Origin of the sequence: Sulfitobacter guttiformis (assembly GCF_003610455.1) — a bacterium.
Taxonomy (GTDB): Bacteria; Pseudomonadota; Alphaproteobacteria; order Rhodobacterales; family Rhodobacteraceae; genus Sulfitobacter; species Sulfitobacter guttiformis.
In genome coordinates this window covers 2,048,761-2,060,562 of the sequence record NZ_RAQK01000001.1, presented here as the reverse complement: position 1 = coordinate 2,060,562, position 11,802 = coordinate 2,048,761, and the positions used below count along the sequence as shown (strand labels likewise).

The following is an 11,802-nucleotide window of genomic DNA, read 5'->3' as shown; positions in this document are numbered from 1 at the left end:
TATGCCACCGTCACGGTGCTGTTGCGCCTCAAACAGCAGCGCCGGGTGCATCAAGTATCTGCACACCACTGATACGCCAGCCGTCTGGCGTTTGCTCCATACGGTATTCCAGAAGGTGAAAACGGCCCTTCTGGTCCGTAATCTGCACCCTTTGCCAATAGGTATCATCCTCTTGTCGCAGATCCAGATAATCGACCCGCGAAGGCCGCCATACCATCGGATACCCTTGGCTCACCATACGGCCAAAGTTCTGCGGGTTTTGAAAAAACATCTGCAATGACGGACTAGCAAACGTGAAGGCAGTGGTGAAATCATCCACCTTGAACGCCTCAAACTGCTGATTGATTGTGCCACGTATTTCAGCATCCTGTGCTTGCGCACCAAACGCAGTCAGCATCGCAAATGTCGCCGCCAAGACTACCATTTTCATTGTCACTCTCCCTGTCGCCTTCATGACCTAAAGTAAATCACGCAAGCGACAGGGCAAGAGTTTCACACTGCTGTCAATTTTCCAGCCAACGCGTTGTCAATCAGCGCGACTGTTTCCTCAACGCCATAAAGGGCGATAAACCCGCCAAACCGTGGCCCCTGCGACGCGCCAAGAAGCACTTCATAGAGGGCAGTAAACCAGTCGCGAAGCGGATCAAAACGCTCCTTGCCCACGGCAAACACCATCGTCTGCAACGCATCTGCATCAAGGCCGCCATCCCACTCAGACAGTTGCGCGCGCAGATCGATCAGCGCCTCACGTTCCAGTTCGCTGGGCGTTCGGAATACCTTTTCGGGCTTCACGAAATCATTGAAGTAGCGCACCGCAAATGCTGCGGCTGCGTCCATGCCGGGGTTCGTTTCAGGTGTTGCCTCGGGTGCATAGCGCTGGATAAAGCCCCACAGTTGGGCCTTATCCTCTGCCGACGAAACAGAGGCGAGGTTGAGCAACATCGAGAATGGTACAACCATATCCGATTTCGGCACATCGCCGCCGTGGATGTGCCAGACGGGATTGTTGAGCTGGCCTTTGATGTCCTGGGTCTCATAGGCGCGCAACTGCTGGTGGTATTCGTCCACCGCCTTAGGGATCACATCGAAATACATCCGCTTGGCCGTCTTGGGCTTGAGATACATAAAATACGACAGAGATTCCGCACTGGCATAGGTAAGCCATTCGTCTATCGACAGTCCGTTGCCGGAAGTCTTTGAAATCTTGTGCCCGTCCTGATCAAGGAACAACTCATAGCTGAAATGCTCCGGCGCACGCGCGCCAAGGATACGACAAATCGAATCGTAGATCGGCGTGTTGGTACTGTGATCCTTGCCGTACATCTCGAAATCGACCCCGAGGGCCGCCCAACGCGCCCCGAAATCGGGTTTCCATTGCAGCTTTACATTACCGCCCGTCACCGGAAGGGTCATCTCCTCGCCTTCATCGGTGTCAAAAGTGATCGTCCCCGCCTTTGCATCCACCGATTTCATCGGCACATACATCACTCGACCGGTCACCGGATGGATCGGCAGGAAGATGGAATAGGTCTGACGCCGTTCCTCGCGAAGAGATTTGAGCATGACTTCCATGATCTCATCGTATTTTTCAGCGGCGCGCATCAGAATCTCGTCGAACTGGCCGGAAGCATAGAATTCAGTGGCCGAGATAAACTCATATTCAAAACCAAAGGTATCGAGAAACCGCCGCAGCATTGCATTGTTATGATGCCCAAAGCTTTCGAACTCGCCAAACGGATCAGGCACAGATGTCAGCGGCAGCTGCAAATGCTCGATCAACGCCTCCGGATTCGGGACATTGCTCGGCACCTTCCGCATGCCGTCAAGATCGTCGGAAAAGCAAACAAGGCGGGTAGGAATGTCGCTGATCGCCTCGAATGCGCGGCGGATCATCGTTGTCCGGGCAACCTCGCCAAAGGTTCCGATATGCGGCAGTCCGGAGGGGCCATAGCCTGTTTCGAACAGGACATACCCCTTCTCAGGCGCTTTACCCTGATAGCGTTTGAGCAGGCGGCGCGCTTCTTCAAAAGGCCACGCTTTGCTCTGCATTGCTGCATCCCGCATCTCAGACATATCAAACTTCCCGAAAATAATCGCTAGCACCTTATCGCGCCGCATTGGCATCGTCTATTGCGCAAGGCCCGTGCCGTCAATAATCTGCACATCTAACATCGCCGCGTAAAGGATCCCCTAGAATGCAAAACGACCCCTCCCTTACGCTTAGCGCACAGGATTGTCTTGTGGCCGTAATGATCGCCGTTTCCGCCTCGGACGAACATATTGGCACCACAGAGCTTATCAAGATCCAGACGGCTGTCACCCTGCTCCCGATCTTTGCCGATTTCGACCAAGACCGGATCAAGACCGTCAGCCAGATGGTATTCGATCTGTTCGAGCAAGAAGACGGCCTAGATGCTCTATTCGGTTTGGTGCGCGAGGCCCTGCCCGATCGCCTGAACGAGACCGCATATGCACTGGCTTGCGATGTTGCCGCAGCCGATGGCAAGCTTGAGGAAGCCGAGATGCGTATTCTCGAAGAAATCCGCTATGAGCTGAATATTGACCGGTTGCACGCTGCAGCGATTGAACGCGGAGCCCGCGCACGCCACCTCACCTGAGGAGCATCCCCCAGCTCTCCCATAAAAGCAGTCAGGTTTAAAATCAGCAGGCTAAGCGCCGTAAAGAACGCCCCAGCGCTCAATAAGATGCTGCTGCATCCGTTTAGCGCGGATGTTCCAGCTGTCGCTCCCCGGAGGGCCTTCACGCTCAGCGCGAGTCAACTTCGCGCGAATATCCTGATCGGCCGCAAAAATGGCAAATGCCATCTCTGTCCCGTCAGGTCCCGTCAGATACCCCGCAAGCGCGGACACGAAATTTAGTGTACCTGTCTTCGCATCAACCTTGATCGGATGATCATCCACTACTTTGCGCTTTTCATCACGCATTTTCACGGGCTTGAGAATATCGCGCAGGCCCTCGTTGCGGGCATGCACAAGGGCTGCAACCATGTCGTTCGCTGTTAAACGGCTATCATCACCAAGGCCGGAGTGATCCACCAGCGCGGGCCCCGTCATCCCCAAATTCGCGCGGGCCCAGATATTCATCTGTGATGCAGACGCTTTGAGGCTCACCGGAACCGGTCCATGGGCAGCGCTCGCTGCAAGGCCCATCATTTCAGCCGTCAGGTTGGTTGACCATTTCAGCATGTCGCGCAGAATACTTCTCAAGTCCTCGCTTTCCTGACGGACGAGGATCTCAGCCTCGGGAACCACATCCACAATCTTCGGCGCACTCAACCTGATCCCGTGAGCGCCCGCCAGCGTCTGGAAAACTTCGCCTGCATACAAGCCTGGCTTGCGCACCGGCAACCAACGGGAGCCGCTGCCGCCTAGAGCACCACGGGCAACAGACCACGCGTCAATTCCCGCCTTATCTTCATAGGTGTAAACCGGCGCAGCACGATCACGGATTTGCATAACGGCCATTGTCACTGCGGGGCGATACTTATCGGAGCGCCCCTCCATCGTCACAGTATAATTGCCACTCGCGCGTCTCCATTCAAAATGAACGCGGTTGTAGTTCAGAGCGATGCCTGACACCCCTGGGTTATACCCCACCTGATCGGGTTGTTCGGGATCAATTCGCGAAATTACCGGCAGGCTGGCCTCATAAACCTTGAACCCTCCTTTAACGCCGATGATTCCCGCAGCCTTCAGATTTGCAGCCATCAGCGCCAGTGTGTCCGTATCAAGCGTAGGATCACCTCCCCCGACCAAAACCAGATCGCCGCCAATCTCACCGTTGACGACCCCACCTGTCGCCAGCAGGCGCGTCTCGAACCTGTGTCCGGCGCCCAGCGCGTCCAACGCGTAAAGCGCGGTAATCGCTTTTGTCACACTCGCGGGCGGGCGCGCTATAGCGGCATCATGGGTCTCAAGCGTCTTGCCTGTCGCTGCGTCAGACACAGCGAATGATACATTGCCTGCAAGCTTTGCTTCGCCCAGAATATCCTCGACACTGCGCGCAGCACGTTTAAAAAACGCCTCACCCCTCTGAACGGGCCGGAGCGATTCAGTGGGCGGCGCTGCCTGCGCAGTATGCGACCCTAAAACCGCAGCGGCAGCAGCAGTGCCCAAAAAATACCGTCGTGAAAATGCGCGTTCCATTCTTCAGGGTTACCCTAAGACAGGTCGCCGCCACAAGCGCCCATAAATGACATTTCCTCGGACACACGCAGGTGATAGCGCATCACTATGCAGCGCGCCGTTTTTATCATGTTTCTAGCTATGTCCTTGATCCCTGCTGGGGACAGTGCAGGCAAATTGCTCAGCGGAACATATCAGACAGCGCCGATATTTGTCGCATGGTCCCGCTTTCTGGTCGGGGCAGTGCTAATTCTGCCCTTCGTTCCGCGCAGCGCATGGGCGCTGTTGCGTAACTGGCGCATCTGGGTACGGGCCTGTTTTCTTGCTGCCGGTATCAGTTGCATCCAAAACGCGCTTCGGGTCGAAGAAGTCGCCACCGTCTTTGCAGCGTTCTTTGTGGGACCGCTGATCAGCTATGTTCTGGCGGTGATTTTCTTGCGCGAGCCTGTGACACCACTGCGCTCGGCGCTGGTTGTGCTTGGGTTTTTAGGCGTGCTCATCGTCGTCCGTCCGGGCATGGGGGCTAGCACGGGCGTGCTTTGGGCAGTGACCGCAGGCACCTGCTACGGAGTATTTCTTACGATGTCCCGCTGGTTGGGGCCGCTTGGAACACCGCTGGCGATGACATTCATCCAACTCTTGATAGCGGCACTGGTACTTGTTCCGCTAGGTGTCACTCATCTGCCCGCTTTTACGGGCACGATCGCGGGCCTCACACTGATCTCGGCATTGTGCTCGATGATGGGAAACCTGCTGCTACTTTACGCCTATCAGCTGGTGCCTGCTACACGCATCGCTCCGCTGGTATACTTCCAGTTGGTCGCGGCAGTCGGGTTGGGTTGGGCCGTCTTTGGCGACCTCCCGGACATCTGGACATGGGCGGGGCTGGCAGTTATTTTGACGGCAGGCCTTGCCTCTGCACGCTTACGCTGACCACGCCCCCGAGGCGCGAATAGCAGAGGATGAAACATCCTTCATCGGGACATTCACAAAACACCACGCAGGTGCATGCGCCTGCGCCAGCAACTGGCTGTTGCGCCCCAAAATCCGGTAGGGGGCATACAGGGTTGCCGCTCTGCTCATCCGTGCAGAAATACGCTGGCCGGGACGGGCCAAAATGCCCATCGGCACAGTTTCGGCAATCCGCTTCCAATCCTGCCACATGTGGAACTGTGCCAGATTATCCGCGCCCATCAGCCACACAAACCGCGCCCGCGGGTAAAGCGCCTGCAATGCCGCAATCGTCTGCGCAGTATAGCGTGTGCCAAGGCGTTCCTCGATGCCGGTCACGGTAACTTGCGGATGATTTATCACCGCTTGGGCCTGCTCGATCCGTGCCGCCATTGGCGCGGGCCCGCGCGTTTTCAGCGGATTACCGGGGCTCACAAGCCACCACACCGCGTCCAGTCCGAACCGCTTGAGCGCTTCACGCGTGATGTGCGCATGTCCTTCGTGCGCGGGATCAAACGAGCCACCCAAAAGTCCGATCACCTGACCGGGGGCAGCATATGGAATATCATATCGCAAAACGAAAACAGCCCCCGAGGTATCTCAGGGGCCGAAGGGACGGCAAGATCCGCCTTATGTCAACAAAGCTTAGTGCTTGTACTTGACGATTTCGCCGGATTTCAAGCGGCTGAAGTAGCTGTTCATCTCACGCTTGACGATCGGCATCAGACAATAAAGCGCCGTGATGTTAACCACCGCCATCGCAAAGATCATGGCGTCGGAGAAGTCGATGACCGCACCCAGCTGTGCAGCCGCTCCCACGATGATGAAAAAACAGAAGATCAGCTTGAAGATCAGCTCTGTCGTTTTGCCCTCACCGAACAGGTAGGTCCATGCCTTGAGCCCGTAATAGGACCACGAGATCATGGTGGAGAAGGCAAACAGGATGACCGCAACCGCCAGCACATAAGGGAACCAGCTGAAGCCGGAAGCGAAGGCCGCCGAAGTCAGCGCCACACCCGAAGATCCATCCGCAGTCAGGATTGATGTCCCTGCTTCATTAAGCAGGTAGGCACCCGCAACAGGGTCCCAAACCAATACGCCTGAAATGGTGATCACAAGTGCCGTCATTGTACAGATCACAACAGTATCGATGAATGGCTCCAGCAGGGAGACGACGCCTTCTGTCACAGGCTCTTTGGTGCGCACAGCAGAGTGTGCAATCGCCGCAGAACCGACACCGGCTTCGTTCGAGAACGCGGCACGCTTGAACCCTTGGATCAATGCACCGACAAAGCCGCCCGCAACCCCCAGGCCGGTAAACGCACCGGCAAATATCTGGCCGAAGGCCCAGCCAATCTGGTCGTAGTTCACTGCAAGAATCATCAATGCCGCTACAACGTACAGCACCCCCATGAACGGCACGACCTTTTCTGTCACGCTGGCAATAGATTTGATTCCCCCAACAATAACCATGAAGACAACCGCAGCAAAGATCACCCCGGTGATCAGACCGCTGAAATCACCCGTAATTTGCGTGATTTGGGCATGTGCCTGATTGGCCTGAAACATGTTCCCGCCACCAAGCGCCCCACCGATGGTGAAGATCGCAAACACGATGGCGAGGAAACGGCCACCGGGCAGATTGCGCTCTTTGAACCCTTTCACCATATAATACATTGGACCGCCTGATACGGTGCCGTCGGGATATTCGTTGCGGTATTTCACCCCCAGTGTACATTCCGTAAATTTCGACGCCATCCCAAGGAGGCCCGCAACAATCATCCAGAACGTTGCACCCGGCCCGCCGATACCAATGGCCACTGCAACACCCGCGATATTGCCAAGGCCTACAGTGCCGGACAACGCCGTCGTCAACGCCTGAAAATGGCTGACCTCACCCGCATCATCGGGATCCGAATAGTCGCCTTTTACAAGGCTGATCGCATGGCCGAACGCCTTAAGCTGGACGAACCCAAAATAGACCGTAAAGATCGAAGCGGCCACAACCAGCCATAAAACAATCCACGGAAAATTGGTTCCCGGTAGGTTCATGAAAATCAGATTAACGAACCATCCGGTAGAGCCGGCAAAAATATCATTCACCCGCTGGTCAATTGATACAGCCTCTTGGGCGGCGGCGAGGGTGGGCAAGCTGATCGCCGTGGCGGCTGCTCCCAATGCAAAAAAGTGCTTCATATCTCTTTCCTTTCTACGGGATAATCGTGATCGGCACGCTGGATGCAGCAACTAGACGCCCCGTCACACCGCCAAACAGACGTTCCTTGATCCCGCGCTCACCGATGCGACCCACAACAATCTGCGAGGCATTATTGCTTTTGGCGAGGCTCTCGAGAATTTCGGCGACGTCACCGTGCTTCACGATGCCCTCGACCACAACGCCATCCGCCTTTGCAGATGAGATTGCAGGGTCCAGAATACGCTCCCGCGCAAGGCCTAACTCCTCTTCACGCCGCACGTGGCGCTTTTCATTTTCTTCTGCTGTCTGAAAGCTGAACGGCGACCATTCGATCACGTAAACCAGCAAAACACGGCAATCGCCGATCAGCTTGGCACGGGCTGTTGCAAACGCGAGCGCGCGTTTGCCCGGCTCGGATCCATCCAGCCCCACAATGAGGGTTGTCTGAGACATTGGTATTTTCCCTGTTCTCGATCGTATTGAATAACGATCCGGTTAATCCGCGGCACAGGGACATTCCCGCCCCACGGGCATGACATCAGCCTAGCAAATTCCCTCTTACTAATTTGCCTTAATTTTTTCCTAGCCCTGTAATGCTGCCTGAATTATGAAAATTTGCAATCTAAATGAATTGCTTCAGTCAACAGCGCATATCGAACGTCCCGCTCAAACCAAGCCGATGTGCTGATTCCTCCATCCCTTTTTGAGAGAATCTTCCCTACTTTCCCTCAGCCATACCCGTCATGGCCAACAGACAGTCCGCCATTTGCATCAGCGGGACGTTGATATTGCGCAGCGCCCCAGATATTGCAGGGCAAATCCTGACACGCACGAGGAGTCGCACCATGGCCGCCTATCAATACGTCTATCACATGCAAGGGGTATCAAAGACCTATCCCGGCGGTAAGAAATGCTTTGAAAACATCCACCTGAACTTTTTGCCCGGTGTGAAAATCGGCGTGGTCGGTGTTAACGGCTCGGGTAAATCGACGCTGATGAAGATCATGGCCGGCCTTGATAAGGATTTCACCGGTGAAGCATGGGTCGCCGAAGGTGCAAAAGTTGGCTACCTGCCACAGGAGCCAAAGCTCGACGAGACGCTCTCTGTGCGCGAGAATGTAATGCTTGGCGTTGCCAAGAAAAAAGCCGTACTCGACCGCTACAACGAACTGGCAATGAACTATTCCGACGAGACTGCCGACGAGATGGCAGCCCTGCAAGACCAGATCGACGCCGAGAATCTCTGGGATCTCGATAGTCAGATCGATGTCTCGATGGAGGCATTGCGCTGCCCGCCTGACGATGCCGATATCTCGAAACTCTCCGGTGGTGAGCTGCGCCGTGTAGCTTTGTGCAAATTGCTGCTGGAACAGCCTGAAATGCTGCTGCTCGACGAGCCGACAAACCACCTTGATGCAGAAACGATCGCTTGGCTCCAACAGCACCTGATGGCCTACAAAGGTACAATCCTGATCGTCACCCACGACCGTTACTTCCTCGACGATATCACCAGCTGGATTCTTGAACTTGATCGCGGCCGCGGCATCCCCAACGAGGGAAACTATTCCGATTGGCTCGAGCAGAAGGCAAAGCGCCTTTCCCAAGAATCCCGTGAAGATAAATCCCGCCAGAAAACACTTGAGCGTGAGCTGGAGTGGATGCGTCAGGGCGCCAAAGCACGCCAGTCAAAATCAAAAGCGCGTATCAAGTCCTACAATGAGATGGCCGACCAATCCGAGCGCGAAAAACTTGCAAACGCCCAGATAGTGATCCCCAACGGTCAGCGTCTTGGCAACAAGGTGATAGATGTCACTGGCCTGACAAAAGCGATGGGCGACAAACTTCTCGTCGAGAACCTCGAGTTTTCCCTGCCACCGGGTGGCATTGTCGGCGTGATCGGTCCCAACGGCGCAGGCAAATCAACGCTGTTCAAAATGCTCACTGGTCAGGAAACGCCAGATGCGGGCACGGTCGAAATCGGCAATACCGTCCAGCTTTCATATGTTGACCAATCGCGTGATGACCTGAATCCCGATGACAACGTCTGGCAGGCGATTTCGGGCGGAGCCGAACTGATCGCGCTGGGGGATGCCGAAGTAAACTCGCGGGCCTATTGCTCGTCGTTCAACTTCAAAGGTGGGGACCAGCAAAAGAAGGTTGGCCTGCTGTCTGGCGGTGAGCGGAACCGTGTTCACATGGCGCGCCTTTTGAAATCGGGCGGCAACGTACTTCTCCTCGATGAACCTACAAACGATCTCGACGTTGAGACCCTCCGCGCGCTCGAAGACGCTCTTGTCGATTTCGCAGGCTGTGCTGTGGTCATCTCCCACGACCGTTTCTTCCTTGACCGTATCTGCACGCATATCCTCGCCTTCGAGGGCGAAGCCCACGTCGAGTGGTTCGAGGGTGCATTCTCGGACTATGAGGAAGATAAAAAACGTCGTTTGGGTGCCGACGCACTCGAACCTAAGCGCCTGAAGCACAAGAAATTCGTGCGCTAGAAAAATACCGGTCATTGAGCCGATTGAAATAGCGGGCGACCTTAGTACCGCCCGCTATTTCTGTTCTCACAAGCCAATATTCGCGCATCATCGCAGACCCCTTGATCGAATCCTTGTCAGGCCCTATCTTGGAAGTTGCTAACGTTATCTATTTCGACCCACTGTCTCCCTAACACGGCGCCACGGACGACTTCAGACCGACCACGCCACGCCATCGCACCACGCGGATGGGACACTAAAGTTTAGGAGACTACGGAATGGCTACTGGCACCGTAAAATGGTTCAATACAACAAAAGGCTTCGGCTTTATCGCACCAGATGGCGGCAAGAGCGATGTATTCGTACACATCTCTGCTGTTGAGCGCGCCGGCCTCACAGGTCTTGCCGACAACCAGAAAGTGACCTTCGACATCGAAGCAGGCCGTGATGGCCGCGAGTCCGCGACAAACATCGCACTTGCATAAGTCGTAGACGCTTGGGCTACGGCCCGCTCTACACAAAGATTTGACCGACCATTCTGCAACGGATGGTCGGTTTTTCTGTTCTAGGCTTGAAAATTCCCTCAGTTTGCTAAAACTAAGCGCAAATTTGCTTTTATAAGGACAATTTCATGCGCCGCCGTTCGTTTATTGCCAGTACTATAGCCGCATCCGCCCTGCCACAGCTTGTCTCGGCACAGGCCGCCGTTTTTGATCCCACGCCGCAATTAGTCCGCATCAAAAAAAGCTATAATGTAGGCGAGCTGCTGATCCTGCCCCGCAGTTACTATCTGTATTTCGTGACAGAGCCGGGCATGGCCATGCGCTATGGCGTTGGCGTCGGGAAAGCGGGTCTTGAGTTCACCGGCTCCGCCACGATCGACGTAAAGAAAGAGTGGCCAACATGGCGCCCGACCAACGAAATGATCGAGCGTGATCCAAAAGCCTACGCCCGCTTTATCGGCAACACCGAAGCACAACCCGGTGGCCCCGGTAACCCGCTCGGTGCGCGCGCACTTTATCTGTTCCAGAACGGCAAGGATACGTACTTCCGCATCCACGGCACCACGGCGCCGAAATCAATCGGCCGCTCCGTTTCCAACGGATGTATCCGCATGCTGAACGCCCATGTCGAAGACCTGTACAAGCGCGTCCCACTCGGCACAAAAGTGACTGTCGTCTAAACCTTCCAAAATTTTCCATCCAAAGGGCCGGTGATTTCGCTGGCCCTTTTCGATTGGCAGTTCTGCAAGAGTCTCTCGGTAAACTGCCGTACCGGAATTCTGGACAGCCCCACTCCCAGCAGATACCTCGAAGCGACAAAAATGCAGGGCGTCCAATGATCGAACCTACCTACCCGAGCCAAAATCACCACTACCGGCGCGCCGACTTGATCGTTCATGTGATCGGCCTGTGTCTGATACTTGTCGCAGGGGGGCTTTTGCTCACAAGGGCAAGCACAGCCATGCTCGCCCCGTCTCTCATCGCAGCGCTTGTCGTATATGTCTTGTGCGCGCTAGCCTCGAATCTTGCATCTTGCGCCTATCATTTTTCGCCATGGCACGCGCACCGGCTGTTGTTGCGCCGCATTGATCATGCAGCAATCTATCCCAGCATCTCAGGCACGTTCACCCCGTTTTTTGTCTTCGCAAACACTCCGTGGACCATCATCCTGCTCTGGGTTTGCTGGGGACTCACAGCCATCGCGATTTGGAACAAGATAACAAATGTAACCGTTCAATCGCGGTGGTCTACCGCATCCTACCTTGGCCTTGGTGCAATTGGCCTCAGCGCATTGCCAGATATGACAACAGTTCCCCTCGCGACTCTTTGGTGCATCGTTGCAGGTGCAATCGCTTATGTCATCGGCACTGCGTTCTATGCACGCCGCCAGATGCCCTACCGCTATGCAATCTGGCACACCTGCGTCAACTTTGGCGGCATCGCGATGTTCGTAGGCATCTGGCTCGCCCTGTTCTGAAAGTGGGAAAAAGGGGCCGGTCTAGACCAGCCCCTCACCCCTGACATCA

Annotated in this window: 12 protein-coding genes; 6 read left to right on the top strand and 6 right to left on the bottom strand. The window is 55.4% G+C overall.

What is annotated here, in order from left to right; translation table 11 throughout:
- Positions 1–28 precede the first annotated feature (28 nt).
- Together C8N30_RS10125 and C8N30_RS10120 are read right to left on the bottom strand one after the other, a co-directional pair.
- Positions 29–430, bottom strand: a complete 402-nt coding sequence (locus C8N30_RS10125) for a DUF4864 domain-containing protein (RefSeq protein WP_025064392.1) — start codon at positions 428–430, stop codon at positions 29–31.
- A 62-nt stretch (positions 431–492) separates the two neighbouring features.
- On the bottom strand, positions 493–2,073 hold the full coding sequence (locus tag C8N30_RS10120) for a lysine--tRNA ligase (protein ID WP_025064391.1): 1,581 nt from the start codon (positions 2,071–2,073) through the stop codon (positions 493–495).
- A gap of 122 nt (positions 2,074–2,195) precedes the next feature.
- On the opposite strand from C8N30_RS10120, the gene C8N30_RS10115 reads away from it, so the two are divergent.
- Positions 2,196–2,618, top strand: coding sequence for a tellurite resistance TerB family protein (locus C8N30_RS10115; protein WP_025064390.1), 423 nt, complete (start codon positions 2,196–2,198; stop codon positions 2,616–2,618).
- A 51-nt stretch (positions 2,619–2,669) separates the two neighbouring features.
- On the opposite strand, the gene dacB is transcribed toward C8N30_RS10115, so the two are convergent.
- Positions 2,670–4,166: a D-alanyl-D-alanine carboxypeptidase/D-alanyl-D-alanine endopeptidase gene (dacB, locus tag C8N30_RS10110; RefSeq protein ID WP_025064389.1), complete on the bottom strand. Its 1,497-nt coding sequence runs from the start codon at positions 4,164–4,166 to the stop codon at positions 2,670–2,672.
- An 87-nt stretch (positions 4,167–4,253) separates the two neighbouring features.
- Between dacB and C8N30_RS10105 the strand changes: the two genes are divergently transcribed.
- Complete coding sequence (locus tag C8N30_RS10105; protein WP_025064388.1) at positions 4,254–5,078, top strand: DMT family transporter; 825 nt, start codon at positions 4,254–4,256, stop codon at positions 5,076–5,078.
- Here C8N30_RS10105 and C8N30_RS10100 read toward each other — a convergent pair.
- The 3 genes from C8N30_RS10100 to C8N30_RS10090 all read right to left on the bottom strand — a co-directional run bounded on the left by C8N30_RS10100 (position 5,070) and on the right by C8N30_RS10090 (position 7,746).
- Positions 5,070–5,672 carry a nicotinate-nucleotide adenylyltransferase gene (locus C8N30_RS10100; RefSeq protein ID WP_025064387.1) on the bottom strand — a complete coding sequence of 201 codons (603 nt, stop codon included), beginning with the start codon at positions 5,670–5,672 and terminating at the stop codon, positions 5,070–5,072. The two genes, C8N30_RS10105 and C8N30_RS10100, sit on opposite strands and share 9 nt — an antisense overlap.
- A gap of 69 nt (positions 5,673–5,741) precedes the next feature.
- A complete protein-coding gene (locus C8N30_RS10095; RefSeq protein ID WP_025064386.1) occupies positions 5,742–7,292 on the bottom strand; it encodes an alanine/glycine:cation symporter family protein in 1,551 nt (516 codons plus the stop codon).
- Between the two features lie 13 nt (positions 7,293–7,305).
- Positions 7,306–7,746 (bottom strand): universal stress protein, encoded by a 441-nt coding sequence (locus tag C8N30_RS10090; protein ID WP_025064385.1) that lies wholly within the window; start codon positions 7,744–7,746, stop codon positions 7,306–7,308.
- Positions 7,747–8,138: 392 nt separating this feature from the next.
- Between C8N30_RS10090 and ettA the strand changes: the two genes are divergently transcribed.
- The 4 genes from ettA to trhA all read left to right on the top strand — a co-directional run bounded on the left by ettA (position 8,139) and on the right by trhA (position 11,753).
- Positions 8,139–9,794, top strand: a complete 1,656-nt coding sequence (gene ettA, locus C8N30_RS10085) for an energy-dependent translational throttle protein EttA (protein ID WP_025064384.1) — start codon at positions 8,139–8,141, stop codon at positions 9,792–9,794.
- A gap of 257 nt (positions 9,795–10,051) precedes the next feature.
- Positions 10,052–10,258, top strand: coding sequence for a cold-shock protein (locus tag C8N30_RS10080; RefSeq protein ID WP_025064383.1), 207 nt, complete (start codon positions 10,052–10,054; stop codon positions 10,256–10,258).
- A gap of 146 nt (positions 10,259–10,404) precedes the next feature.
- Positions 10,405–10,956: a L,D-transpeptidase gene (locus tag C8N30_RS10075; RefSeq protein ID WP_025064382.1), complete on the top strand. Its 552-nt coding sequence runs from the start codon at positions 10,405–10,407 to the stop codon at positions 10,954–10,956.
- A 155-nt stretch (positions 10,957–11,111) separates the two neighbouring features.
- On the top strand, positions 11,112–11,753 hold the full coding sequence (trhA, locus tag C8N30_RS10070; protein WP_025064381.1) for a PAQR family membrane homeostasis protein TrhA: 642 nt from the start codon (positions 11,112–11,114) through the stop codon (positions 11,751–11,753).
- Positions 11,754–11,802 lie beyond the last annotated feature (49 nt).

What these genes read in the sequence shown, in the direction of transcription:
- C8N30_RS10125 (WP_025064392.1), bottom strand. Translation starts at nt 430, where the DNA reads ATGAAAATGGTAGTCTTGGCGGCGACATTTGCGATGCTGACTGCGTTT.
- C8N30_RS10120 (WP_025064391.1), bottom strand. Translation starts at nt 2,073, where the DNA reads ATGTCTGAGATGCGGGATGCAGCAATGCAGAGCAAAGCGTGGCCTTTT.
- C8N30_RS10115 (WP_025064390.1), top strand. Translation starts at nt 2,196, where the DNA reads ATGCAAAACGACCCCTCCCTTACGCTTAGCGCACAGGATTGTCTTGTG.
- dacB (WP_025064389.1), bottom strand. Translation starts at nt 4,166, where the DNA reads ATGGAACGCGCATTTTCACGACGGTATTTTTTGGGCACTGCTGCTGCC.
- C8N30_RS10105 (WP_025064388.1), top strand. Translation starts at nt 4,254, where the DNA reads ATGCAGCGCGCCGTTTTTATCATGTTTCTAGCTATGTCCTTGATCCCT.
- C8N30_RS10095 (WP_025064386.1), bottom strand. Translation starts at nt 7,292, where the DNA reads ATGAAGCACTTTTTTGCATTGGGAGCAGCCGCCACGGCGATCAGCTTG.
- C8N30_RS10090 (WP_025064385.1), bottom strand. Translation starts at nt 7,746, where the DNA reads ATGTCTCAGACAACCCTCATTGTGGGGCTGGATGGATCCGAGCCGGGC.
- ettA (WP_025064384.1), top strand. Translation starts at nt 8,139, where the DNA reads ATGGCCGCCTATCAATACGTCTATCACATGCAAGGGGTATCAAAGACC.
- C8N30_RS10080 (WP_025064383.1), top strand. Translation starts at nt 10,052, where the DNA reads ATGGCTACTGGCACCGTAAAATGGTTCAATACAACAAAAGGCTTCGGC.
- C8N30_RS10075 (WP_025064382.1), top strand. Translation starts at nt 10,405, where the DNA reads ATGCGCCGCCGTTCGTTTATTGCCAGTACTATAGCCGCATCCGCCCTG.
- trhA (WP_025064381.1), top strand. Translation starts at nt 11,112, where the DNA reads ATGATCGAACCTACCTACCCGAGCCAAAATCACCACTACCGGCGCGCC.